Raw genomic sequence first — 23992 nt, 5'->3', positions numbered from 1 at the left:
TTCTGCCGGTTTCCGAGGTGGTCACGGCGTATCTCGATCACCTCGCCGTCGAACGCGGGACGGCACGCAACACGCTGGACAGCTACGCGCGCGACCTGCGCCGGTACCTGGGATACCTGGAGCAGTCCGGGATCGCTGACTTCCGGCGGATCACCGCCGCGGACGTGACCGGGTTCGGCGCCGCGCTGCGCGAGGGCGGCGAGGGGCACCCGCCCCTCGCCGCATCCTCGGCGGCCCGGGCCCTGGTGGCCGTGCGCGGGCTGCACCGCTTCGCCCACCTCGACGGGCTCACCGAGGACGACCCGGCCCGCGAGGTGCGGCCGCCCGCTCCGGCGAAGCGGCTGCCGAAGGCGCTGCCGGTCGACGAGGTGCTGCGGCTGCTGGCGATGCCGGCTGCCGAAGGGGAGCGGCCGCTGCGCGACCGGGCCCTGCTGGAGCTGCTGTACTCCACCGGTGCCCGGATCTCCGAGGCGGTCGGGCTCGACGTCGACGACGTGGACCGCACCGAGCGCACCGTGCTGCTGGACGGCAAGGGCGGCAAGCAGCGGCTCGTGCCGATCGGCCGTCCGGCGGTCGAGGCGCTGGAGGCCTACCTGGTGCGGGCGCGCCCGGTGCTGGCGCGGCGCGGCCACGGGACTTCGGCGCTGTTCCTCAACGCCCGCGGTACCCGGCTGTCCCGGCAGAGCGCGTGGCAGGTGCTCAAGGCCACCGCCGAGCGCGCCGGGATCGCCTCCGGAGTCTCGCCGCACACGCTGCGTCACAGTTTCGCGACCCACCTGCTGGAGGGCGGGGCGGACGTCCGGGTGGTGCAAGAGCTGCTGGGCCACGCCTCGGTGACCACGACGCAGGTCTACACCCTGGTCACCATGAACACGCTCCGTGAGGTATATGCTACGGCGCATCCTCGGGCGCTGGGTTGACCTGATCGGCACCGGCGAGTTGCTTTGGCGACAAACGGCTCGCCGCATAGGCTGCGGCCAACCCGTCGAACGAGGAGTTTCGCGCCATGTCGACACCGCAGCCCTCGACCAGATCGGTCTCGGCCGCATCGGCCGCCGCGAACCTCGACCAGTTGACCATCGCGACAGAGGGGGAGCCCGAGACCGTGGACTCTGTCGTGGCCGTGGGCACCGCGCCCGTGACCGCCAAGCCCAAGCTCGGCCCGACCGGCAGACCGCTGCGTGAGATCCCCGAACCGCCGCTGCTGGACAAGCACGGCCCGGCCACGGTGCTGGCCATGTGCAACCAGAAGGGCGGCGTCGGCAAGACCACGTCCACGATCAACCTGGGCGCCGCGCTCGCCGAGTACGGGCGCCGGGTGCTGCTGGTGGACTTCGATCCGCAGGGTGCGCTGTCGGTGGGGCTCGGCGTGCAGCCGCACGAGCTGGACCAGACCGTCTACAACGCGATCATGGAGCGGTCGGTGACCGCCCAGGACATCCTCCGGCACACCAGCGTCGAGGGCATGGACCTGCTGCCGAGCAACATCGACCTGTCCGCCGCCGAGGTGCAGCTGGTCGCCGAGGTGGGCCGCGAGCACACGTTGCTCCGGGTCGTGCAACCCCTCATCGCGGAGTACGACTATGTTCTGGTCGACTGCCAGCCATCGCTCGGGTTGCTCACGGTGAACGCGCTCACGGCCGCCGACGGCGTGATCATCCCGCTGGAGTGCGAGTTCTTCAGCCTGCGGGGCGTGGCTTTGTTGATCGACACGATCGAGAAGGTACGCGAACGCTTGAACCCCAAACTGGACATCACGGGCATCCTGGCCACCATGTTCGACCCGCGCACCCTCCACTCCCGGGAGGTCATGGCGCGGGTCGTGGAGGCCTTCGGCGACACCGTGTTCGACACGGTCATCAACCGCACGGTGCGGTTCCCGGAGACCACCGTGGCCGGCGAGCCCATCACCCGCTGGGCTCCCAAGTCCGCCGGTGCGCAGGCCTACCGCGCGCTGGCCCGCGAGGTGATCGCTCGGTGAGCAGGCGAGCCTCCCTCCCCGGGGCCTCGGAACTCTTCCGCCTGACCAGCAGCCCGGCCCTCGACGTGCCCGCGCCGCCCACGCCCGCCCCGCAGCGCCCCGAGGCGCAGCGGCCGGGCCACGGGCACAACCCGGGGCACCGCGAGCAGCTGGAGCGCAGCGCCGCCGGGCGCCGCGGCAGCGGACGGCAGAAACACGACTCGAAGATCACCGTGTACGTCTCCGGCGAGGAACTGGTCGCGATGGAGCAGGCCCGGCTGAGCCTGCGGGCCGAGCACGGCCTGGCCATCGACCGCGGCCGGCTGGTCCGCGAGGCGGTGGCGGTGCTGCTGGCCGACTTCGACGAGCACGGTGCCGACTCGGTGCTGGTGCGCCGCCTGCGTGAGGGCGGGCTCGACTCCGAGGAAGCCGCCGGGCCGTGAGCGAGAACGGGGCTCCGGTCGACGGGGCCCAGCCCGTCGCCGGCGACGACTCCGCCGCGCCGAAGTTCAAGGTCCGCCTGCACAACTTCGAGGGGCCGTTCGACCTGTTGCTGCAGCTGATCTCGCAGCACCAGCTCGATGTCACCGAGGTGGCGCTGCACCAGGTCACCGACGACTTCATCGCCTACACCCGGGCGCTGGGGCCGGAGTGGGACCTGGACGAGGTGACGGAGTTCCTCGTCATCGCGGCGACCCTGCTGGACCTCAAGGCAGCCCGGCTGCTGCCCGCCGCCGAGGTCGAGGACGAGGACGACCTGGCCCTGCTCGAGGCGCGGGACCTGCTGTTCGCCCGGTTGCTGCAGTACCGGGCGTACAAGCAGGTCGCGGCGCTGTTCGCGGAGCTGGAGGCCGGGGCGCTGCGGCGGTACCCGCGATCGGTGTCGCTGGAGGAGCGCTACATCGGGTTGCTGCCCGAGGTGATGCTCGGGGTGGACGTGGCGAAGTTCGCGGAGATCGCGCTGGCGGTGTTCCGGCCCAAGCCGCCGCCCACGGTGTCGCTGGACCACATCCACGCGCACCGGGTGTCTGTGCGCGAGCACGCGGCGCTGCTGCGGCTGAAGCTGGCCGAGCGCGGCGACGCGACGTTCACCGAGCTGGTCGAGGACTGCGAGCACACGGTCGAGGTGGTGGCCCGGTTCCTGGCGCTGCTGGAGCTCTACCGCGAGTCGAGCGTGCAGTTCGAGCAGGACGAGCCGTTGACGGTGCTGCGGGTGCGGTGGACCGGCGGATCGGTCGAGGAGGCGACGGCCGCCGCCGAGCAGGACCGCGCCCGCGTCGAGGAAGAGGAGTACGGGTGAATCCCGAACAGGAGCCCGGGGCCGAGCCCGAGGTGCCGACGACGGAACCCGCGGTGGGCGATTCCCGCGCGCCGGAGGTGCCCGTCGCGGCGGAACCTCCCGCCGAGGAGCAGCCGGCGGACGAACCCGACGAGGACGACGAACTCGTCGCGGTGGGGGACGGGCTGCCGGACCTCACCGAGCACTCCGCGCTGGCCGCGGCACTGGAAGCCCTGCTGCTGGTCGTCGACTCGCCGGTGAGCGAACAGGCGCTGGCCGGTGCGCTGAACCAGCCCGAGGCACGCGTCACCCAGACGCTGCAGGTCATGTCGGCCGAGCTCGCCGAGCGCCGCAGCGGCATCGACCTGCGGCGGGCCGGCGAGGGGTGGCGCCTCTACACCCGCGACACCTACGCGCCGTTCGTCGAGAAGCTCCTGCTGGACGGGCAACGCGCCAAGCTCACCAGGGCCGCGCTGGAGACCCTGGCGGTGATCGCCTACCGGCAGCCGGTCACCCGCTCGCGCGTCGCGGCCGTCCGCGGTGTCAACGTCGACGGTGTGATCCGCACCCTGGTCGCCCGCGGGCTCATCGCGGAGAGCGGCGCCGACCCGGAGACGGGTGGCACCCTGTACGTGACGACCGAACTGTTCCTCGAGCGACTGGGGCTGTCGTCACTGACCGACCTGCCCCCGATCGCCCCCCTGTTGCCGGAAGTGGACTCCATCGATGACATCTGAGCCCGAAGCCGAGGGCGTGCGCCTGCAGAAGGTGCTCGCCAAGGCCGGTGTGGCCTCCCGCCGCGCCGCCGAAGACCTGATCGTGCAGGGCCGCGTCAGCGTGGACGGCGCGGTCGTGCGCGAGCTGGGCCGCCGCGTGGACCCCGACCGCGCCGTGATCCACGTCGACGGCACCCGGGTCATCCTGCGCGAGGACCTGGTGCACCTGGCGCTGAACAAGCCCCGCGGCGTGCACACCACGATGTACGACGACCAGGGCCGCCCGTGCGTCGGTGACTACGTCCGAGACCGCAGCGAACGCCTCTTCCACGTCGGCCGCCTCGACGCCGACACCGAGGGCCTGCTGCTGCTCACCAACGACGGCGACCTCGCCCACCGGCTGATGCACCCGTCCTACCACGTGCCCAAGACCTACCTGGCCGAGGTCGACGGCAAGGTGCCGCGCGGCCTGGGCAAGGAGCTCAGGGCCGGCATCGAGCTGGAGGACGGTCCGGTCCGCGTCGACGCGTTCCGCGTCAAGGACAGCATGGGCGGCCGCAGCCTGCTGGAGATCGTGCTGCACGAGGGCCGCAAGCACATCGTGCGGCGTCTGCTGGCCGAGGTCGGCTTCCCGGTGCGCAAACTGGTGCGCACGGCGATCGGGGACGTCCAGCTGGGCAACGGCAAGCCGGGCACGATCCGCAAGCTCAACCGGGACGAGGTCGGCGGCCTCTACCGGCGGGTCGGCCTGTAGCGCGGGTGCATCTCGTGTGGCGCCGTCCGGCTGCCGCGGCGAGCCCCTAGGATCGCGGGGTGGCTTCCGCTGACACCGTCCCGGTGAGTGACGCCCTGCAGGTCCTGCGGCGCGTCTTCGGTTACGACTCCTTCCGCGGTGACCAGGAAGCGATCGTCGAGCACGTGATCGGCGGCGGCGACGCGGTCGTGCTGATGCCGACCGGCGGCGGGAAGTCCCTGTGCTACCAGATCCCGTCGCTGGTCCGCGCGGGCACCGGTGTGGTGATCTCGCCGTTGATCGCGCTGATGCAGGACCAGGTGGACGCGCTGCTGGCCGTCGGGGTGCGGGCCGGGTTCCTCAACTCCTCCCAGGATTACGAGCAGCGCCGCGAGGTCGAGGCGGCGTTCGTCGCGGGTGAGCTGGATCTGCTGTACCTGGCGCCGGAACGGCTGTCCATGGAGTCGACGCGCACGTTGCTGGACCGCGGTGAGGTCGCGCTGTTCGCCATCGACGAGGCGCACTGCGTGTCCCAGTGGGGCCACGACTTCCGGCCCGACTACCTGGGCCTGTCGGAGCTGCACGAGCGCTGGCCGGACGTGCCGCGCATCGCGCTGACCGCCACCGCCACCAAGGCCACGCACGCCGAGATCGTCTCCCGGCTGAACCTCGCCCAGGCGCGCCAGTTCGTGGCGAGCTTCGACCGGCCCAACATCCAGTACCGCATCGTGCCCAAGGCCGAGCCGAAGAAGCAGCTGCTCGACCTGATCCGCAGCGAGCACCCCGGCGACGCGGGCATCGTGTACTGCCTGTCCCGCAACTCCGTGGAAAAGACGGCGGAGTTCCTGGTGGCCAACGGGATCAGCGCCGTGCCGTACCACGCGGGCCTGGACGGCCGCACCAGGGCGCGCAACCAGGCGCGGTTCCTGCGTGAGGACGGGCTGATCGTGGTCGCGACGATCGCGTTCGGGATGGGTATCGACAAGCCGGACGTGCGCTTCGTCGCGCACCTGGACCTGCCCAAGTCCGTCGAGGGTTACTACCAGGAGACCGGTCGTGCGGGCCGTGACGGGCTGCCCTCCACGGCGTGGCTGGCCTACGGGCTGGCCGACGTCGTGCAGCAGCGCCGGATGATCCAGACCTCCGAGGGCGACGACGCGCACCGCCGGCGGCTGTCCCAGCACCTGGACGCGATGCTGGCCCTGTGCGAGACGGTCGAGTGCCGCCGGGCGCAGCTGCTCAACTACTTCGGCCAGCCCGGGAAGCCGTGCGGCAACTGCGACACCTGCCTGACGCCGCCGGAGTCGTGGGACGGCACGATCGCGGCGCAGAAGCTGCTGTCCACCGTCTACCGCCTGCAGCACGAGCGTGGCCAGAAGTTCGGCGCCGGGCAGATCATCGACATCCTGCTCGGCAAGCAGACGCCGAAGGTGGCGCAGCACCGGCACGACCAGCTGACCGTGTTCGGGGTCGGCACGGAACTGTCCGAAAGCGAGTGGCGCGGCGTGGTGCGGCAGCTGCTCGCCCAGGGTTTGCTCGCGGTCGAGGGCGACTACGGGACACTGCTGCTGACCGAGGCCAGCGGGGAGGTGCTGGGGCGGCGCCGGGAGGTGCGGATGCGCCGCGAACCCCAGCGTGCCGCCCGGGCCGCGGCGGCGGCGAAACGCAAACCGGCGGCCGAGCTGCCGGCGGACGCGCGCCCGGTGTTCGAGCGGCTGCGGGCCTGGCGGTCCGAGGAGGCCAAGAACCAGGGCGTGCCCGCGTACATCGTGTTCAGCGACTCCACCCTGCGGCAGATCGCCACCGAACAGCCGTCTACTTTGGACGAGCTGGCCGGGGTGAGCGGCGTGGGGGAGAACAAGCTCGCGCGGTACGGCGAGCAGGTACTGGCGACGTTGGCGGAAGGTGCATGATGGAGATCTGGGTCAACCCGCGGTGCTCGAAGTGCCGCTCGGCGCTGTCCATCCTGGACGAGGCGGGGGTGTCCTACCAGGTGCGGCGCTACCTGGACGAGCCGCCGACGGTGACCGAACTGGACGCGGTGCTCCAGCGTCTGGGCCTGGACCCGTGGGACATCGCGCGCCTGCAGGAGCCGGAGGCGGCCGAGCTCGGGATCAGGGACTGGCCCCGCGACGCGGCGAACCGGGACCGCTGGCTCACGGCGCTGGCGGAGCACCCCGCACTGATCCAGCGCCCCATCATCACCGCGGACGACGGCACCACCGTCGTCGGCCGCTCGGAGGACGCGGTGCGCTCGGTCCTGCCCTGACCCGGCGTGTTCGCCACTCCGGGCGCCGTGTCGGCCGGTGAGCGTCAGGGGTCGCGATACCAGATCGGCTTGCCTTGCCGGCCGGCCGTGGCCGGTGCCGCATCGCGCGAGTGGCGGGCAGGAAGGACCGGCGACCACTCTGTCGCCGGCCGGGGCAGGTCAGCTCACGCTCGACGTGGCTGGTTCGTGACCGTGCCCGCGGCGCCGCTGGAGGCCCCGCGCCAGGGGCTCGACCACCCGGGCGGTGATCGGCCCGAAGACCGCCATGAGCAACACGTACGCGGTGGCCAGCGCGGCCAGCTCGCCCACCACCGCCCCGGCCGAGACGGCCAGTCCCGCGATGACGATCGAGAACTCGCCGCGCGCCACCAGCGCCGCACCGGCCCGGGCGCGGCCCAGCTTGCCCACACCCTGCCGGCGCGCGGCCCACCAGCCGGTCGCGACCTTCGTCAGCGTCGTCACCACGGCCAGCAGCACCGCCCAGCCGAGCACCGGCGGGATCGACGCCGGGCTGGTGTTGAGCCCGAACACCACGAAGAACACCGCCGCGAACAGGTCGCGCAGCGGCTCCAGCAACCGCGTCGCGTTGTGCGCCGTCGAGCCCGACACCGCGATGCCGAGCAGGAACGCGCCCACCGCCGCGGACACCTGCATGGCCGAGGCCAGCCCGGCGACCAGCAGCGCCGCGCCGAGCACCTTGAGCAGGAACACCTCCCGATCGTCGGAGTCGACGATCGCCGACACGTACCGGCCGTAGCGCAGGGCGATCACCAGGACCACGGTGATCACCAGCAGTGAGATGCCGACGGCCTCCAGGCCGCCGAAGAAGCTCACCCCGCCCAGCAGCGCGGTGAGGATCGGCAGGTACAGCGCCATCGCCAGGTCCTCGAACACCAGGATCGACAGCACCACCGGCGTTTCCCGGTTACCGAGCCGGCCCAGGTCGCCGAGCACCTTCGCGATGATCCCCGACGAGGAGATGTAGGTGACGCCGGCCATCACGATCGCGCCGATCGGGCCCCACCCGAGCAGCAGGGCCACCGCGGCGCCGGGCGCGGCGTTGAGCACGATGTCCAGCAGGCCGGCCATCCACGAGCGTTTCAGCCCGGTGAACAGTTCCGCCGCGGAGTACTCCAGCCCCAGCAGCAACAGCAGCAGCACGACGCCGATCTCGCTGGCCAGGTGCGTGAAGCCGCCGATGTCCGGCAGCGGGACGAGGCCGCCCTGCCCGAAGGCGAGGCCGCCCAGCAGGTAGAGCGGGATGGGAGACATGCCGATCTTGCCGGCCAGGCGTCCGAGGACGCCGAGCGCGAAGAAGACGGCACCGAGTTCGATCAGGGACAGTGCGGTGTGGTCCAAGGGCTCAGCCGTTCTTCAGGATCTTGAGGGCGCCCTCCAGCCCTTCCGACGTGCCGACCGCGACCAGGACGTCCCCGGCGGTGAACGTGAAATCCGGGGCGGGGGAGGGGTGCACCTGGCCGGCGCGCATCACGGCGACCACGGACACGCCGGTCCGGGTGCGCATCGCGGTGTCGCCGAGGGTGCGGCCGTCGAACGGCGAGTTGGGCTTGATCGGCAGCTGCTTGGTGATGATCCCGGGCACCTCGCGGTGCTCCTCGGTGAGCTGCGCGACCAGTTGCGGCGCGCCGAGCAGGTTGGCCAGCGCGCCGGCCTCGTCGGCGGTCAGGGGCAGGGACGCCAGGCACGCGTCGGGGTCGTCGGACTTGGACACGATCAGTTCGATCTGCCCGTCCCGGTGGGTGACCACGCCGATGCGGCGCCCGTTCCGGGTCGCGAAGTCCTTCCGCACGCCGATGCCCGGTAAGGGCGTTACTTCCACATTCACGTCCGCCACGGTACCGGTGCGCCGCGATGCGGGCGGGCCAGGCACAATGGAGAACCGCAGGTAAGCACCCCAGCACGGCGAGGAGAGCATCGGTGGCGGGAGCCCTACGCGGCGTGGTCGCTCTGGACGGACCCTCGGGAACCGGGAAGACCACGGTCGCGCGCAAGCTCGCCGGCAAGCTGTCGGCGGGATACCTCGACACCGGTGCGATGTACCGGCTGGTGACGCTGGCCGTGCTGCGCGCGGGTGCCGACCCGGCGGACGGCCCGGCCGTCACCGAGGTGGCGCGCACCACCGAGTTCACCCTGGGCACCGATCCGTCCGCCGCCGCCGTCCACCTCGCGGGCGAGGACGTGGCGGCCGAGATCCGCGGCGCCGAGGTCAACCACGCCGTCTCGCCGGTCTCGGCGGTGCCGGAGGTGCGCGAACTGCTGGTGGCGCGGCAGCGGCGGATCATCGCCGAGGTGCTCGGCGAGATCGGCGGTATCGTCGTGGAGGGTCGCGACATCGGCACGGTCGTGGTGCCGGACGCGCCGCTCAAGGTCTACCTGACCGCCGACCCGGCGGTGCGCGCCGCGCGCCGCAGCGCGCAGGACACCGCGGCCGGGCGCCGCAGCAGCCAGGCCGAGGCGCTGGCCTCGGTCGACCGGCGGGACCGCCTCGACTCGACCCGGGCGGTGGCACCCCTGAAGGCCGCCGACGACGCGGTGCACCTGGACACCACCGAGCTGTCCATCGACCAGGTGCTCGTCGCGCTGGCGGAGCTGGCCGGGCGGCGCGGCCTGCTGGGCACGCGGGCGCAGGTCACGCGGTGAGCAGCAGCGGTCTGCCGCCGGGTTCCTCGCCCCGGCTGCACGACGCCGCCCGGGTCGTCGGCAGGTTCTGCTTCCGCCCGGCGTACCGGCTGCGCATCCGCGGGCTGGAGCGCGTGCCGCGGACCGGGCCGGTGCTGGTGGTCGCCAACCACAGCTCGATGGTCGAGCCGCAGATCATCTTCGGAATGTTGCCGCGCCGTTCGGTGTTCCTCGTCAAGGAGGAGATGTTCACCGGGGTGCTGGGGTCGTTCCTCCGGCGCATCGGCCAGGTGCCGGTGCGCCGGGGCGAACCCGGCCGGGCGCCGCTGCTGGCGACGGCGGACGTGCTCAAGGCCGGTGGCGTCGTGGCGGTGTTCCCGGAGGGCACCCGCGGCGAGGGCGACGTGGCGAGCGCCGAGCGTGGCGCGGCGTGGCTGGTCCGGGCGACCGGTGCGGTGGTCCTGCCGATCGCGGTGCGCGGGACCCGGCGTCCCGCCGGCCGCGGGCGGCGGTTCCGGCCCCGGGTCGACATCCTGGTGGGTGAACCGTTCCCGCTCGACGTCGGCCGTGGCCGCGCCGGGCTGGACAGTGCGACCGAGAAGCTGCGGGACCAGCTCGCCGGCCTGGTCGCCACCCTCGACGAATGGCGTGCGGCGCAGGGCGAGACCCTGCGCGGGAAGAAAGCGGAGTCATGACGGAGCTTGACGGGACCTGGTCCGACGAGGCGGAGTTCACCGCGCTCGACAACCAGGCCGACGACGCGGCGTCCGAGGAGGAGGCCGAGCTGAGCCAGCCCGTGCTGGCCGTCGTCGGGCGCCCGAACGTGGGCAAATCCACCCTGGTCAACCGCATCCTGGGCCGCCGGGAGGCGGTCGTACAGGACACGCCGGGCGTGACCCGGGACCGGGTGGCCTACGACGCGCAGTGGGCCGGGCGCCGGTTCACCGTGGTCGACACGGGCGGCTGGGAGCCGAGCGCGACGGGGCTGCAGGCCGCGGTGGCGGCGCAGGCCGAGCTGGCGATGAACACCGCGGACGCGGTGCTGGTCGTGGTCGACGCCTCGGTCGGCGCGACGGCGACCGACGAGGCCGTGGCGAAGGTGCTGCGCCGGTCGAAGCGGCCGGTGCTGCTCGCGGCCAACAAGGTCGACGACGACCGGCTGCTGTCCGACGTGGCGTCGCTGTGGTCGCTCGGCCTGGGCGAGCCGCATCCGGTGAGCGCACTGCACGGGCGCAGCTCGGGCGACCTGCTCGACGCGATCATCACGGCGCTGCCGGAGGCGCCGCGCGAGCGTGAGGTGGCGGCCGGGCCGCGCCGGGTGGCGCTGGTCGGCAAGCCGAACGTGGGCAAGTCCAGCCTGCTCAACAAGCTCACCGGCGAGCAGCGGTCCGTGGTGGATTCCGTCGCGGGCACCACCGTCGACCCGGTCGACTCGCTCGTCGAGCTGGACGGTGAGCCGTGGCGGTTCGTCGACACCGCCGGCCTGCGCAAGCGGGTGCACACGGCCAGCGGCACCGAGTACTACGCGTCGCTGCGCACGAAGGCGGCGATCGACTCCTCCGAGGTCGTCATCGTCCTGCTGGACGCCAGCGAGCCACTGTCCGAACAGGACCTGCGGGTGCTCACGTCCGTCGTGGAGTCCGGCCGGGCGTGCGTGCTCGCGCTGAACAAGTGGGACCTGGTCGACGAGGACCGCCGCCACCAGCTGGAGAAGGAACTCGACCGCGGTCTGGTGCGGGTCACCTGGGCCGAGCGGGTCAACATCTCCGCCCTCACCGGGCGTGCGGTGCGCAAGCTCGCGCCCGCGCTGCGGACCGCGCTGGCCTCGTGGGACCAGCGGGTGCCCACCGGGCAGCTGAATTCGTGGCTGTCCGAGCTGATCGCCGCGACTCCGCCGCCGGTTCGTGGTGGCAAGCAGCCGAAGGTGCTGTTCGCCACGCAGGCCGGGATCCGCCCGCCGACGCTGGTGCTGTTCACCACCGGGTTCCTGGAGGCCGGCTACCGCCGGTTCATCGAGCGGAAGTTCCGTGAGCGCTTCGGTTTCGCGGGCAGCCCGGTGCGGATCAACGTGCGGGTGCGGGAAAAGAAACCGCGGCCCGGTAAGAACAGCACCGGTAAGAACAGCAAGTGACGCACCGGGTGTGACGGCGGCAACACGCCGCCGAGACCGACCGGCCGGCGGGCCGTCACCTCGGGTAGAGTGATCGTCCCGCGCGGGCGCCTCGGATTTTTTCGCGAGTTCCGGCCCGCCCGCTGGTGGAAGGTGAACTCGAGTGGGCGCGCCCGTTCTCGATCCGATGCTGTCCGGGATCCGCGACCCGGAGCGAGCCCTGTTCCCGGGCGGTGCCGCCGCCGCGCGGCGCACACTGCTCGACCTGCTGGCCGCCACCGTGGTGCGGCACCCGGGCGCGGCCGCGCTCGACGACGGTGCGCGCGTGCTGACCTACCGCAAGCTGATCGACGAGGTGCACGCGCTCGGCGGGCGGCTCGCGGCTAAGGGCGTCGGCCGCGGCGACCGCGTCGGGGTGCGCATGTCCTCCGGGACCGCCGACCTGTACGTCGCGATCCTCGGTGTGCTCGCCGCGGGTGCGGCGTACGTGCCGGTCGACGCGGACGACCCGGACGAGCGCGCCGAGCTGGTGTTCGCCGAGGCCGGCGTGTGCGCGGTGCTGACGGACGACGGGCTGACGATGCTCGCCGAGCCCGGCCGCCGCACCGGTCCGCCCACTCCGGACGACGACGCCTGGATCATCTTCACCTCCGGTTCCACCGGCAAACCCAAGGGTGTCGCGGTGACTCACGGGTCGGCGGCGGCGTTCGTGGACGCCGAGGCGCGGCTGTTCCTCACCGAGGAACCGATCGGCACCGCCGACCGGGTGCTGGCCGGGTTGTCGGTCGCGTTCGACGCCTCGTGCGAGGAGATGTGGCTGGCCTGGCGGCACGGCGCGTGCCTGGTGCCGGCGCCGCGCGCCCTCGTGCGCACCGGCGTCGACCTCGGGCCGTGGCTGGTCGCGCAGCGCATCACGATCGTGTCCACCGTGCCGACGCTGGCCGCGCTGTGGCCGGCGGAGGCATTGGAGGAGGTGCGGCTGCTCATCTTCGGCGGGGAGGCGTGCCCACCGGAACTGGCCGAGCGGGTGGCCGTGGAGGGACGCGAGGTGTGGAACACCTACGGCCCCACCGAGGCCACCGTCGTCGCCTGCGCCGCGCCGCTGACCGGCGAGGGCCCGGTGCGGATCGGGCTGCCGCTGGCGGGCTGGGACCTCGCGGTGGTCGATGCCGCCGGGGAGCCGGTCGCCGTGGGCGAGTCCGGCGAGCTGGTGATCGGCGGCGCGGGCCTGGCCCGCTACCTCGATCCGGTCAAGGACGTGGAGAAGTTCGCGCCGCTGCCCGCGCTCGGCTGGGACCGCGCCTACCGCAGCGGTGACCTGGTGCGGGCGGAGCCCGCGGGGCTGGTGTTCCTGGGCCGCGCGGACGAGCAGATCAAGCTCGGCGGGCGCCGCATCGAGCTGGGCGAGGTGGACGCGGCGCTGCAGGCGTTGCCCGGGGTGGCCGGGGCGGCCGCGGCGGTCCGCACCACCAAGGCGGGCAACCAGATCCTCGTCGGGTACGTGGTGCCGCGTGGCGAGTTCGACCATGATTCTTCCTCGGCGCTGTTGCGTGAAAAGCTGCCGGCCGCACTGGTTCCGCTGCTCGCGGTGGTCGCGGACCTGCCCACCCGCACCTCGGGGAAAGTCGACCGCGCCGCCCTGCCGTGGCCACTGGCCACTGTGGCCACAGCAGCCACTGTGGACTGTGTGGACGGCGCGGACACGGGCGCGGCGCTGACCCCCACCGAGGCGTGGCTCGCCGGGTGCTGGGCCGAGATTCTCGGTGTGCCGGTCACCGGTCCGCGCGCGGACTTCTTCACCCACGGCGGTGGCAGCCTCACCGCCGCCCAGCTGGTCGCGCGCATCCGCGCCCGGCACCCGCAGGTCTCGGTCGCCGACCTGTACCGGCACCCGCGGCTGGGCCAGCTCGCGGCGCTGCTGGACGGCCTGGCCGGGGAGACCACCCGGCGGCGGGACGTGCGGCCGGTGCCACGGCGAGCGGGTGCCGTGCAGGCCGCGCTGGGAGCGCCGGTACTCGCCCTCACCGGTCTGCGCTGGCTGACCGCGCTCGCCGCGCTGTCCACTGTGCTCTCGGCGACCGGCGCCGTCTGGGCGCCCGCCGTGCCGTGGTGGTCGCTCGTCCTGTCCTGGCTGGTGCTGTTCAGCCCGCCGGGACGCATCGTGATCGCCGCCGCCGGTGCCCGGCTGCTGCTGCGCGGCGTCCGGCCCGGCACCCACCCGCGCGGCGGGCGGGTCCACCTGCGACTGTGGGCGGCGGAACGGCTCGCCGGGGCCGCCGGTGCGGCCGGGATCTCCGGCGCGAGCTGGATGACGCTCTACGCCAGGGCGCTGGGCGCGAAGGTCGGCAAGGACGTCGACCTGCACACCCCGCCGCCGGTGACCGGCCTGCTCAAGCTGGGCCGGGCCGCGGCGGTGGAGCCCGAGGTCGACCTGTCCGGCCACTGGGTGGACGGCGACGTCGTGCACATCGGCAAGATCCGGATCGGCGCCGGTGCCCGGGTGGGTGCGCGCAGTGTGCTGCTGCCGGGTGCGCGGATCGGCAAGGGCGCGGAGATCGCCGCCGGGTCGACCGTGCTCGGCGCGGTCCCGGCCGGGCAGCGCTGGGCCGGTTCGCCCGCGCGGCGGGACGGCAAGGGCGCGTCGCGCCGGCCGTCGACCCGCCCGCCGCGTTCGCGCCGGTGGGCGCTCGCCTACGGCGCCGCCTCGTTCGTGCTGGGCCTGTTCCCGGTGCTGGCCGCGGTGCCCGGGCTGCTGGTGCTGGGTTCGGCGGTCGCCGGGACGGCGACTCTTGGCGCCGCGCTGGGGGACGCGCTGCCCGCCGTCCCGCCGGCGACCCTCGCCGCGTTCGGTTCCTACGCGCTGCTGGTGCTCGTCTCGGTGCGGCTGCTCGGGCTGGGGTTGCACGAGGGCTACCACCCGGTGCACGGCCGGGTCGCGTGGCAGGTGTGGGCGACCGAACGGCTGATGGATCTGGCGCGCCAGGTGCTGTTCCCGCTCTACGCCAGCCTGGGCACGCCGGTGTGGCTGCGCCTGCTGGGCGCACGGGTGGGGCGCGGTGCGGAGATCTCCACGGTGCTGGCGGTCCCGCGGATGACCCAGGTCGACGACGGCGCGTTCCTCGCCGACGACACCATGGTCGCCACCTACGAACTCGGCCACGGCTGGCTGCACGTCGCGCCGACCCGCATCGGCAAGCAGGCGTTCCTCGGCAACTCCGGGATGGCCGCCGCCGGACGGGCGGTGCCCAAGCGCGGCCTGGTCGGGGTGCTGTCCTCGGCGCCACGCAAGGCCAAGAAGGGCTCGTCCTACCTGGGCATGCCGCCGATGCCGCTGCGCCGGGCGGTCGAAACCGCCGACGCGGGCCGCACGTTCGCGCCGCCGGCACGGCTCAAACTCGCCCGGGCCGCGGTGGAGGCGTGCCGGGTCGTGCCGGTGATGTGCGCCGCCGCGCTGGCGGTGCTGGTGCTGGCGGCGCTCGCGGCCGTGTGGCAGGCCGCGGGTCCGGTGGTGGCCGCGCTCGCCGCGCCGGTCGTGCTGGTGGTCGCCGGGCTCGCGGCCGGTGCGGTGACCACCGCGGTGAAGTGGGTGCTGACCGGGCGGTTCCGCGCGGTGGACCACCCGCTGTGGAGCTCGTTCGTATGGCGCACCGAGCTGGCCGACACCTTCGTGGAGACGCTGGCGGTGCCGTGGCTGGTGAGCTGGAGCGTGGGCACGCCGCTGCTGCCGTGGTGGCTGCGCACGATGGGGGCGCGGATCGGCCGCGGCGTGTGGCTGGAGACGTACTGGCTGCCGGAGACGGACCTGGTGCGGCTCGGCGACGGTGCGACGGTGAACCGCGGCTGTGTCGTGCAGACCCACCTGTTCCATGATCGGATCATGCGCATGAGCGAGGTGACCGTGGCCGAGGGTGCGACCGTCGGCCCGCACGGGATCGTGCTGCCCGGCGCCAGCGTCGGTGCCCGCACCGTGGTCGGCCCGGGGTCGCTGGTGACCCGCGGGGACGCCGTCCCGGCCGACAGCCGCTGGCTGGGCAACCCGATCGCGGCGTGGCGGGCGTGAGCCGCGCCGACTACACGCTCGGCCACGGCAGCGGCGACTACCGGGTCCGGCACTACGACCTGGAGCTGGACTACCGGATCGGGCCGAACCGGCTGAGCGCGCGAGCGATCCTGTCCGCGGTCGCGGACGCGGAGCTGGGGCGGATCCCGCTGGACCTGGCCGGCTTCGCCGTGAAGGGGGTACGCGTCGACGGGCGCGCCGCGAGGTTCACCCACCGCGGCGGCAAGCTGGTGGTCCGCCCGGACCGGGCGGTGCGCGGGGAGTTCACCGTCGAGGTGCGTTACTCCGGCAACCCGCGCCCGGTGGCCAGCCGGTGGGGTGAGATCGGGTGGGACGAGCTCACCGACGGTGCGCTCGTGGCGAGCCAGCCGACCGGCGCGCCGTCCTGGTTCCCGTGCAACGACCGGCCCGGCGACAAGGCGGCCTACCGGGTGTCGCTCACCACCGCGTCGGCGTACACCGTGCTGGTGACCGGCGAGCTCGTCGGGCGCCGCGCCGGGGGCAGCGCGACGACGTGGGTGTTCGAGCGGCGTGAGCCGACCGCGCCGTACCTGATGAGTGTCCAGATCGGACGTTACGACGAGGTGGAACTCGCGTCGGCGCAACGGCTCGCGGTGCCGCGGCGCCTGCGTGACGCGGCGGCGCACGACTTCGGCCGGCAGCCGGGGATGATGCGTGCGCTGCAGGAGTGGTTCGGGCCGTACCCGTTCGGCGAGTACGTCGTGGTGGTCACCGACGACGACCTGGACGACCCGATCGAGGCGCAGGGCATGGCGGTCTTCGGCGCGAACCACGTCGACGGCCGCCGCACCTTCGAGCGGCTGGTGGTGCACGAGCTGGCGCACCAGTGGTTCGGCAACAGCCTCACCGTGGCGGACTGGCGGCACATCTGGCTCAACGAGGGGTTCGCGACCTACGCGGAGTGGCTGTGGTCGGAGGCTTCCGGCGGCGCCCCGGCCGCCGAGCACGCGCGGGAGTGGCAATCCCGCGCCGGCAGCGACGTCGCGATCGGCGATCCCGGTGTGGCCCGCCTGTTCGACGAGCAGGTCTACCAGCGCGGGGCGCTCACCCTGCACGCGCTGCGCCGACGCGTGGGCGACGAGGTGTTCTTCGGGCTGCTGCACTCGTGGGCGCGCGAGCACGCGCACGGCACGGTCACCACCGACGAGTTCATCGCCCACGCCGAGCGCGCCGCGGGGGTGCCGCTGCGCGCGGACTTCGCGGCCTGGCTGGGGTAGCCCGCCTCAGCTCTTGGCGAAGTCGGCGTAGCCCGACCAGTCGATCACGACGCACGGCTCGTCGCCGACCACCCAGCCATCGTGGCTGTCGGCCATGCGGATCCGCATCCGCCCGGACAGCACGTAACGCATGCTTGGACGACTGCCGGCCGGGCTGGAACGTGGCCCGGCCGATGGCGCCGCCCTCGACGTTGACCAGCTCCAGCTGTCCGGAGCCCTCCTCGCCGTCCCCTGCGGAGGGTGCCCGTGGGCCCCCGCCGCTCAGCACGGGCCACGCCGGTCGGTCCGGTAGAGCCGGAAGACCTGCTCGGGCGCCCGGGATCCCGGGAATTCCGGCCACTCCGTGGCCAGTTGGTACCGGCGCGCTCTTCCCTGAGACGGAGTTACCGCGTATGTTGTCGCCCACAACATTCGATTGTTGTGGCTCACAACATTCTTGCAAGGGGACGCAATGAAGCGGAGAAGAACCCTCGCACTCGCCGCCGCGGGCACCGGGCTCGCCCTGGCGCTGAGCGCGTGCGGAGCGAACAGTGCCGGCCACACGGACAGCGGGAGCGGCGGGTCCGGCCACGGCGGCCCGAAGGTCGGCGTGATCCTTCCCGAGACCGCGACCTCGGCCCGCTGGGTCGCATTCGACCAGCCGATGCTCACCTCGGCGCTCACGAAGGCGGGCCTCGACCCGATCATCGAGAACGCCCAGGGCGACAACCAGCGCTTCGCGCAGCAGGCCGACAGCATGCTGAGCCAGGGGGTGCGGGTCCTGATCATCGCCGCACCCAGCGGTGACGTCGGCGCCACCGTCGAGCAGAAGGCCAAACAGCAGGGCGTGCCGGTCATCGACTACGAGCGCCTCAACCTCGGCGGCAGCGCCGACTACTACGTCAGCTTCGACAACGTCCAGGTCGGGCGCCTGCAGGGGCAGGCGCTGGCGGACGCGCTGAAGACCAAGCCGGGTGCGCAGGTCATCGAGATCGAAGGTTCCCCGACCGACAACAACGCGACCCTGTTCTACCAGGGACAGCAGGAGGTCGTGGGCCCGCTCTACAACTCGGGCACGCTGAAGAAGGTTGCCGGTCAGCGCATCGACAAGTGGGACAACGCGGTGGGCGGCGCGACCTTCGAGCAGTTCCTGTCCGCCAACGGCGGCAAGGTCGACGGCGTGCTCGCGGCCAACGACGGCATGGCCGGCGCGGTGATCACCGTGCTGCAGAAGAACGGCCTCGCCGGCAAGGTTCCGGTCACCGGGCAGGACGCCACGGTCGCGGGCCTGAAGTCCATTCTCGAGGGCACCCAGTACGCCACCGTGTTCAAGCCGATCCCGCAGCTGGTCGACGCCACCGCACAGCTGGCCGTCGCGCTGGTCAAGGGCGACACCGCCACGGCCGACTCGATCGCGAAGCAGGCCTCCAACGACCCGACGGGCCACCGGACGGTCAAGTCGGTGCTGCTCACGCCGCAGTCGATCACGAAGGACAACGTCAAGACGGTGGTTGACCAGGGTTTCGTCAAGGCCGCGGAGATCTGCGGCGGCGACACGGCCGTGACCTGCCAGCAGCTGGGCATCTCCTGACGACCCGCAACGCGCCGGGGACGTGCCCGCCGGTGCTCCCGCCGCCCGCACGTCCCCCGGCGCACGTGACTCCATTGAGAACGGAGGTTCAGCCATGAACGAGCCCGTCCTCGCGCTGCGAGGCGTCAACAAGAGCTTCGGGCCGGTGCACGTCCTGCACGACGTGGACCTGCAGGTGCGCGCGGGGGAGGTGACCGCGCTCGTCGGCGACAACGGCGCCGGGAAGTCGACGCTGGTCAAGTGCATCGCCGGCATCCACCCGATCGACAGCGGCGAGCTGCTGTTCGAGGGCCGGCCGGTGCACGTCCACAACCCGCGCGACGCTGCCGCCCTGGGCATCGAGGTCGTCTACCAGGACCTCGCCCTGTGCGACAACCTCGACATCGTCCAGAACATGTTCCTCGGCCGCGAACGCGACCGGAAGGGCCTGCTCGACGAGGCGTCGATGGAGCTGGCCGCGCGCAAGACGCTGGCGTCGCTGTCGGTGCGCACGGTCAAGTCCGTCCGCACGCCCGTCGCGTCGCTGTCCGGAGGGCAGCGGCAGACCGTCGCCATCGCCAAGGCGGTGCTGTGGAACAGCAAGGTCGTGCTGCTCGACGAGCCGACCGCCGCGCTCGGTGTGGCGCAGACCCGGCAGGTGCTCGACCTGGTCCGCCGCCTGGCCGAACAGGGCCTGGGCGTGGTCCTGATCAGCCACAACATGAACGACGTGTTCGAGGTGGCCGACCGGATCGCCACCCTCTACCTCGGCCGGCTCGCCGCCGACGTCGCCACCAAGGACGTCACCAACAGCCAGGTCGTCGAACTGATCACCGCGGGCCGGTCCGGGGACCTGGGCCTGGCCCGCCCCGAGATCGCGGCCGTGTGAGCGAAAGAAGTGACCATGACTGAGACCTCCACGAAACCCGGCTCGGGCCAGCCCGCCGCGGCGATCTCGGACTTCGGCATCGACACCACCTCCCGGTCCACCCGGGAGGCGATCGGCGACTACTTCGGGCGCCTGCGCGGCGGCGAGCTCGGCGCCCTGCCCGCCCTGCTCGGCCTGCTCGTGCTGGGCGTGGTGTTCGCCGGGCTGTCCGACAGCTTCTTCACCCTCAACAACATCGCCAACCTGTTCTCGCAGGGCGCCGGGCAGACGATCATCGCGATGGGCATCGTGCCGGTGCTGCTGCTCGGCGAGATCGACCTGTCCGCGGGTACCGCCTCCGGCGTCGCGGCGTCGGTGATGGCGCTGCACTTCACGCAGAACGGCAACCTGCTCGGCAACTTCGGCTCCGCGGTGTTCTACGGGTTCATCGCCGGGTCCATCGTGGCCGTCGCGCTGGCCGTGTGGATGCGCGTCTGGATCGCCGCGGTGCTGTCACTGGTTGTGCCGGTGATCATGCTGGCCGGGTTCACCGCGAACCCGTGGGTGGAGATCGTGCTGGCGGTCTGCGCCGGCACCGTGATCGGCTCGCTGACCGGCACGATCGTCGCCAAGGTGGGCATCCCGTCGTTCGTGGTGACACTGGCGTTGTTCATCGGCTGGTACGGCCTGGTGCTGCAGCTGGTCGGCGAGGGCGGCACGATCTCGATCCGGCAGAGCAACGTGCTCTACCAGGTCGCGAACGGCAACCTGTCCGTGCCCGCGGGCTGGCTCCTGTTCGTGCTGGCCGCGGGCGGTTACGCGGTGGTGGTGGTAACCCGCCACTTCGGACGGTTGCGGCGCGGGCTGGTCGCGCAGCCGACGGCGATCGTGCTCGCCAAGGCCGCCGCGGTGCTGGTGCTCGGTGCGGTCGCCACCCACCTGTTCAACGTCAACCGCTCGCCCAACCCGGATCTGACCACGATCACCGGCGTGCCCTACGTGGTGCCGATCGTGCTGGCGCTGCTGGTGGCGGGCACGTTCGTGCTGGATCGCACCCGTTACGGGCGGCACGTGTACGCGGTCGGCGGCAACAAGGAGGCCGCGCGGCGCGCGGGCGTCAAGGTCGACAAGATCCGGATGAGCGTGTTCGTGATCTGCTCGTCGGTGGCCGCGATCGGCGCGATCGTCTACAGCTCCAAGGTCGGTGCGGTGGACGGCAATTCCGGTGGCGGCAACACCTTGCTGTTCGCCGTCGGCGCCGCGGTGATCGGTGGCACCTCGCTGTTCGGCGGCCGCGGGCGGTTGCGGGACGCCGTGATCGGTGGCCTGGTGCTGGCGACCGTCCAGAACGGCCTCGGACTGCTCGGATTCCAGGCAGCTACAGTGAACATCGTCACCTGCCTGGTTCTCTTGGTGGCCGCTGCCGTCGACGCGCTCTCGCGCAGGCGCGCCGCGGTGGCGCGCTGAGGCGCGGGTGCACAACGCCCACCACCGGCCAGCAGGGAAGCGCAGGTGACGACCACACCAACCGCGGGCACCCGCCCGGACGACGTGCGCCGGCACAACAGGGCCGCCCTGTTGCGCCGGCTGCACGTCCATGGTCCGTCCACACGGGCCAGTCTCGCCACCGACCTCGGGCTGAACCGCAGCACGATCAAGGCACTGGTGGACGGGCTCGCCGAGGACGGGCTCGTCGAGGAGCGGCTGCCGGCCCGGCGCAGCGGGGCCGGCCGTCCGTCGCTGCTGGTGCTGCCGCAGCCGCAGGCGGCGGTGGTGCTGGCGATCGACATCCGGGTGGAGCGCGCCGGGATGGCGCTGGTCGGCATCGGTGGCGAGATCCTCGGGCGCGGCGGGTGGAACATGCGCTCCACCACCATCGATCCCCGCGAGGTGTTCACCAAGATCGTGGACACGGCGGGACCGCTGGTCGACGAACTGGGTGTGCAACCGGTGGCGGCCGGGGTGTCGGTGCCGGGTGTGGTGCGGCACGCCGACGGGTTCGTGCACGAGGCACCGAACCTGCACTGGACCGACATCCCGCTCGGGGCGTGGCTGTCGCGCGCGCTGCACCTGCCGGTGCACATGGGCAACGACGCCGAGCTGGGCGCGGTCGCCGAACACCTGCGGGGTGTGGCGCGCGGCTTCGACGACGTGGTCTACATCAGCGCGGACGTCGGGGTCGGCGGCGGGGTCATCTCCAACGGCGTGTCGATGCGCGGCGCGGGCGGGCACCACGTCGGCGAGGTCGGGCACATGGTGGTGCGACCGCGGGGTCGGCGGTGCTACTGCGGTTCGCACGGCTGCTGGGAGACCGAGGTGGGGGAGCGGGCCCTGGCCCGCGCGCTGGGGCTGGACGAGAACAGCCCGGTCGGCGCGATCGTGCACGAGCTGCGGCTGCTGGCGGCGAACGGCGGCGCGCTGGAGGAGCTCGCCGAGTTCACCGAGTGGCTGGCGCTCGGGCTCGGCAACGTGGTCAACCTGTTGTGCCCGCAGCTGGTCGTGCTGGGTGACCTGTTCACGGCACTGCCGTCGTCGCTGGTCGAGCACCTGGAGGAGCTGGTGCGCGAGCGCAGCATGGTGAGCCGCGCGCTGGCCGGCACGCGCGTGGCGACCTCCGCGCTGGGCTCCGACGCGAAGCTGCTGGGTGCCGCGGAACTCGCGTTCGAGACGGTGCTCGCCGACTGGTGACCGTTCCGTTCCGGTAGCCGCGGGGATTACCGTCCGGCGGCGTAGCCCTGCATGCCCCGGGGGTTGGCAGCCGCCGACAGCACTCCGGTTTCCGGGTCGCGGGCGACCGCGCACAGCCGGCCCTCCGACCACGGTCCGGCGACCGTGACGTCGTGCCCACGGCGGCGCAACCCGGCGATCGCGGCATCGCCGATGCGGGATTCGACGGTCACGCTGCCCGGTTGCATCACACGCGGGTAGAACGAGCTGGGGAAGCTGTCGGTGTGCCAGTTCGGGGCGTCGATCGCGCCCTGCAGGTCGAGGCCGCCGCGCACGTTCTCGCGCAACGCGACGGCGAGGAAGAACTGCACGCTCCACTGGTCCTGCTGGTCCCCGCCGGGGGTGCCGAACGCCATCACCGGCACCCCGTCGCGCAACGCCATCGACGGCGACAGCGTGGTGCGGGGCCGGCGGCCCGGCACCAGCGAGTTCGGCAGGCCCTCGTCGAGCCACGCCATCTGCAGCCGGGTGCCCAGCGGGAAGCCCAGCGCCGGGATGACCGGGTTGGACTGCAACCAGCCGCCGCTCGGGGTGGCGGCGACGAGGTTGCCCCAGCGGTCGGCGACGTCGAGGTGGCAGGTGTCGCCGCGGGTCGCGCCGTCCTTGGCGACGGTCGGCTCGCCCGTCCCGGCGGCGGGTGGCGGGGGCACGGCGCCACCGAGAGACAGTTCGGCCTGCTTGCTCAGCCGCGGCTGCCGCCCGCCGGGCGCACCGGGCCGCAGCTCGGTGGACGCGTCCGCGCCGATCAGGGCGCGGCGGGCGTCGTTGTACTCGCGGGAGAGCAGGGTTTCCGGGGCGATGTCGGTGCTGTCGCCGTACCACGCCTCGCGGTCGGCCATCGCCAGCTTGGTGCCCTCGACGAGGGTGTGCAGGTAGTCCGGTGTGCCGTAGGACAGATCCTCGGGCAGCAGGGCGAGCTGCTGCAGGAACGCCGGGCCCTGGCTCCACAGGCCGCACTTGGCGACCGTCCACCCGCGCCAGTCGTAGGTGACCGGGTCTTCGTACTGCGCCTCGAACGCGGCGAGGTCGCCGGCGGTGAGGGTGCCCGCGTGCCGTTCCCCGGAGGTATCCATCGTGGGGCGTGCCGCCGCGGCGGCGATCGCCTCGGCGATGAAACCCTCGCGCCAGATCCGCCGTGCCGCGTCGATCTGGGCCTCCCGGCCCGGCCCGGCGGCCTCGGCCTCGGCGATCACGCGGCGCCACGTCGCCGCCAGCGCCGGGTTGCGCAGCAGCTCGCCGGGCCGCGGCGGGCGCCCGCCACGCAGGTAGACCTCGGCCGAGCTCGTCCACTCCCGTTCGAACAGCTCCCGGACCGCCGCGATCGCCGCGCCGATGCGCTCGACGGCAGGGTGCCCGTGCTCGGCGTACCCGATCGCGTACCGGAGCACCTGGGCGAGCGTCTTCGTGCCGTGGTCGCGCAGCAGCAGCATCCAGGCGTCGAACGCGCCGGGCACGGCGGCGGCCAGCGGGCCGGTGCCGGGCACCAGGTCGAGGCCGAGCGAGGTGTAGTGCGCCACCGTCGCCCCGGCCGGCGCCGGGCCCTGCCCGCACAGCACGCGCGGCGGCCGGCCGGCGGGCGCGAGGATGATCGGGACCTCCCCGGCCGGGCCGTTGAGGTGCGGTTCGACGACGTGCAGCACGAACCCCGCGGCCACCGCCGCGTCGAACGCGTTCCCGTCGTCCTCCAGGACTGCCATCGCGGTCGCCGAGGCCAGCCAGTGCGTCGACGACACCATGCCGTGGGTGCCCTGCAGGGTGGGCCGGGTGGTGAACACGGATCGAGTAGACACCCTCGACCCGGCGGACGTCCAAGACATCTGTGACACCATTCCGATAGCGCTTC

The 23992-nt window shown here is 72.7% G+C and carries 22 protein-coding genes; 17 read left to right on the top strand and 5 right to left on the bottom strand.

Annotation, left to right across the window (positions count from 1 at the left end; all coding sequences use genetic code 11):
• Positions 1–17 precede the first annotated feature (17 nt).
• Positions 18–920, top strand: coding sequence for a site-specific tyrosine recombinase XerD (gene xerD / locus FHX45_RS04950; RefSeq protein ID WP_167108427.1), 903 nt, complete (start codon positions 18–20; stop codon positions 918–920).
• On the opposite strand, the gene FHX45_RS04945 is transcribed toward xerD, so the two are convergent.
• On the bottom strand, positions 892–1080 hold the full coding sequence (locus FHX45_RS04945; protein ID WP_167095799.1) for a hypothetical protein: 189 nt from the start codon (positions 1078–1080) through the stop codon (positions 892–894). The genes xerD and FHX45_RS04945 overlap by 29 nt on opposite strands.
• Between FHX45_RS04945 and FHX45_RS04940 the strand changes: the two genes are divergently transcribed.
• From FHX45_RS04940 to FHX45_RS04910, 7 genes are read left to right on the top strand one after another with little or no spacing between them, the layout of a single operon-like run.
• Positions 1007–1981: a ParA family protein gene (locus FHX45_RS04940; RefSeq protein WP_167097047.1), complete on the top strand. Its 975-nt coding sequence runs from the start codon at positions 1007–1009 to the stop codon at positions 1979–1981. The genes FHX45_RS04945 and FHX45_RS04940 overlap by 74 nt on opposite strands.
• Positions 1978–2403 (top strand): cobyrinic acid ac-diamide synthase, encoded by a 426-nt coding sequence (locus FHX45_RS04935; protein WP_341771353.1) that lies wholly within the window; start codon positions 1978–1980, stop codon positions 2401–2403. Before FHX45_RS04940 ends, FHX45_RS04935 begins: the two co-directional genes overlap by 4 nt.
• Positions 2400–3260, top strand: a complete 861-nt coding sequence (locus tag FHX45_RS04930; protein WP_167097045.1) for a segregation/condensation protein A — start codon at positions 2400–2402, stop codon at positions 3258–3260. Before FHX45_RS04935 ends, FHX45_RS04930 begins: the two co-directional genes overlap by 4 nt.
• Positions 3257–3976: an SMC-Scp complex subunit ScpB gene (gene scpB, locus FHX45_RS04925; protein ID WP_424923790.1), complete on the top strand. Its 720-nt coding sequence runs from the start codon at positions 3257–3259 to the stop codon at positions 3974–3976. The genes FHX45_RS04930 and scpB overlap by 4 nt, the downstream gene beginning before the upstream one ends.
• On the top strand, positions 3966–4709 hold the full coding sequence (locus FHX45_RS04920; RefSeq protein ID WP_167097043.1) for a pseudouridine synthase: 744 nt from the start codon (positions 3966–3968) through the stop codon (positions 4707–4709). Before scpB ends, FHX45_RS04920 begins: the two co-directional genes overlap by 11 nt.
• 59 nt (positions 4710–4768) lie before the next feature.
• The gene (gene recQ, locus FHX45_RS04915; RefSeq protein WP_167097041.1) at positions 4769–6601 is read left to right on the top strand and encodes a DNA helicase RecQ; all 1833 of its coding nucleotides are present in this window, start codon (positions 4769–4771) and stop codon (positions 6599–6601) included.
• The gene (locus FHX45_RS04910) at positions 6601–6957 is read left to right on the top strand and encodes an arsenate reductase family protein (RefSeq protein ID WP_167108418.1); all 357 of its coding nucleotides are present in this window, start codon (positions 6601–6603) and stop codon (positions 6955–6957) included. Before recQ ends, FHX45_RS04910 begins: the two co-directional genes overlap by 1 nt.
• Before the next feature lie 159 nt (positions 6958–7116).
• Here FHX45_RS04910 and FHX45_RS04905 read toward each other — a convergent pair whose 3' ends face one another.
• Positions 7117–8316 carry a cation:proton antiporter gene (locus FHX45_RS04905; RefSeq protein ID WP_167097039.1) on the bottom strand — a complete coding sequence of 400 codons (1200 nt, stop codon included), beginning with the start codon at positions 8314–8316 and terminating at the stop codon, positions 7117–7119.
• Between the two features lie 4 nt (positions 8317–8320).
• A complete protein-coding gene (locus tag FHX45_RS04900) occupies positions 8321–8803 on the bottom strand; it encodes a cation:proton antiporter regulatory subunit (protein WP_167097037.1) in 483 nt (160 codons plus the stop codon).
• A 113-nt stretch (positions 8804–8916) separates the two neighbouring features.
• Here FHX45_RS04900 and cmk point away from each other — a divergent pair, with 113 nt between their 5' ends.
• From cmk to FHX45_RS04875, 5 genes are all read left to right on the top strand, one after another.
• A complete protein-coding gene (gene cmk, locus FHX45_RS04895) occupies positions 8917–9618 on the top strand; it encodes a (d)CMP kinase (protein ID WP_167108415.1) in 702 nt (233 codons plus the stop codon).
• The gene (locus FHX45_RS04890) at positions 9615–10292 is read left to right on the top strand and encodes a 1-acyl-sn-glycerol-3-phosphate acyltransferase (protein ID WP_167097035.1); all 678 of its coding nucleotides are present in this window, start codon (positions 9615–9617) and stop codon (positions 10290–10292) included. The genes cmk and FHX45_RS04890 overlap by 4 nt, the downstream gene beginning before the upstream one ends.
• Positions 10289–11728 (top strand): ribosome biogenesis GTPase Der, encoded by a 1440-nt coding sequence (gene der / locus FHX45_RS04885; RefSeq protein WP_167097033.1) that lies wholly within the window; start codon positions 10289–10291, stop codon positions 11726–11728. Before FHX45_RS04890 ends, der begins: the two co-directional genes overlap by 4 nt.
• 166 nt (positions 11729–11894) lie before the next feature.
• Positions 11895–15767, top strand: coding sequence for a Pls/PosA family non-ribosomal peptide synthetase (locus tag FHX45_RS04880; RefSeq protein WP_208406494.1), 3873 nt, complete (start codon positions 11895–11897; stop codon positions 15765–15767).
• A complete protein-coding gene (locus FHX45_RS04875; protein WP_167097029.1) occupies positions 15755–17005 on the top strand; it encodes a M1 family aminopeptidase in 1251 nt (416 codons plus the stop codon). The genes FHX45_RS04880 and FHX45_RS04875 overlap by 13 nt, the downstream gene beginning before the upstream one ends.
• A gap of 6 nt (positions 17006–17011) precedes the next feature.
• On the opposite strand, the gene FHX45_RS28325 is transcribed toward FHX45_RS04875, so the two are convergent.
• Positions 17012–17137 carry a cupin domain-containing protein gene (locus FHX45_RS28325; RefSeq protein WP_279588844.1) on the bottom strand — a complete coding sequence of 42 codons (126 nt, stop codon included), beginning with the start codon at positions 17135–17137 and terminating at the stop codon, positions 17012–17014.
• Positions 17138–17456: 319 nt separating this feature from the next.
• Here FHX45_RS28325 and FHX45_RS04865 point away from each other — a divergent pair, with 319 nt between their 5' ends.
• The 4 genes from FHX45_RS04865 (at position 17457) to FHX45_RS04850 (ending at position 22110) form a co-directional block, all read left to right on the top strand.
• Positions 17457–18575 carry a sugar ABC transporter substrate-binding protein gene (locus FHX45_RS04865; RefSeq protein WP_167097027.1) on the top strand — a complete coding sequence of 373 codons (1119 nt, stop codon included), beginning with the start codon at positions 17457–17459 and terminating at the stop codon, positions 18573–18575.
• 94 nt (positions 18576–18669) lie between these two features.
• Complete coding sequence (locus FHX45_RS04860; protein WP_167097025.1) at positions 18670–19443, top strand: ATP-binding cassette domain-containing protein; 774 nt, start codon at positions 18670–18672, stop codon at positions 19441–19443.
• Positions 19444–19458: 15 nt separating this feature from the next.
• Positions 19459–20889: a sugar ABC transporter permease gene (locus FHX45_RS04855; protein WP_167097023.1), complete on the top strand. Its 1431-nt coding sequence runs from the start codon at positions 19459–19461 to the stop codon at positions 20887–20889.
• Between the two features lie 45 nt (positions 20890–20934).
• Positions 20935–22110, top strand: coding sequence for an ROK family protein (locus tag FHX45_RS04850; protein ID WP_167097021.1), 1176 nt, complete (start codon positions 20935–20937; stop codon positions 22108–22110).
• 26 nt (positions 22111–22136) lie between these two features.
• On the opposite strand, the gene FHX45_RS04845 is transcribed toward FHX45_RS04850, so the two are convergent.
• Positions 22137–23924 (bottom strand): gamma-glutamyltransferase, encoded by a 1788-nt coding sequence (locus tag FHX45_RS04845; protein ID WP_167097019.1) that lies wholly within the window; start codon positions 23922–23924, stop codon positions 22137–22139.
• Between the last annotated feature and the right edge of the window lie 68 nt (positions 23925–23992).

The organism is Amycolatopsis granulosa (genome assembly GCF_011758745.1).
Classification (GTDB): Bacteria; Actinomycetota; Actinomycetes; order Mycobacteriales; family Pseudonocardiaceae; genus Amycolatopsis_E; species Amycolatopsis_E granulosa.
This window is presented reverse-complemented; position numbering and strand designations above follow the sequence as displayed.

What these genes read in the sequence shown, in the direction of transcription:
- FHX45_RS04940 (WP_167097047.1), top strand. Translation starts at nt 1,007, where the DNA reads ATGTCGACACCGCAGCCCTCGACCAGATCGGTCTCGGCCGCATCGGCC.
- FHX45_RS04945 (WP_167095799.1), bottom strand. Translation starts at nt 1,080, where the DNA reads ATGGTCAACTGGTCGAGGTTCGCGGCGGCCGATGCGGCCGAGACCGAT.
- FHX45_RS04920 (WP_167097043.1), top strand. Translation starts at nt 3,966, where the DNA reads ATGACATCTGAGCCCGAAGCCGAGGGCGTGCGCCTGCAGAAGGTGCTC.
- FHX45_RS04910 (WP_167108418.1), top strand. Translation starts at nt 6,601, where the DNA reads ATGGAGATCTGGGTCAACCCGCGGTGCTCGAAGTGCCGCTCGGCGCTG.
- der (WP_167097033.1), top strand. Translation starts at nt 10,289, where the DNA reads ATGACGGAGCTTGACGGGACCTGGTCCGACGAGGCGGAGTTCACCGCG.
- FHX45_RS04880 (WP_208406494.1), top strand. Translation starts at nt 11,895, where the DNA reads ATGCTGTCCGGGATCCGCGACCCGGAGCGAGCCCTGTTCCCGGGCGGT.
- FHX45_RS28325 (WP_279588844.1), bottom strand. Translation starts at nt 17,137, where the DNA reads ATGCGTTACGTGCTGTCCGGGCGGATGCGGATCCGCATGGCCGACAGC.
- FHX45_RS04865 (WP_167097027.1), top strand. Translation starts at nt 17,457, where the DNA reads ATGAAGCGGAGAAGAACCCTCGCACTCGCCGCCGCGGGCACCGGGCTC.
- FHX45_RS04860 (WP_167097025.1), top strand. Translation starts at nt 18,670, where the DNA reads ATGAACGAGCCCGTCCTCGCGCTGCGAGGCGTCAACAAGAGCTTCGGG.
- FHX45_RS04855 (WP_167097023.1), top strand. Translation starts at nt 19,459, where the DNA reads ATGACTGAGACCTCCACGAAACCCGGCTCGGGCCAGCCCGCCGCGGCG.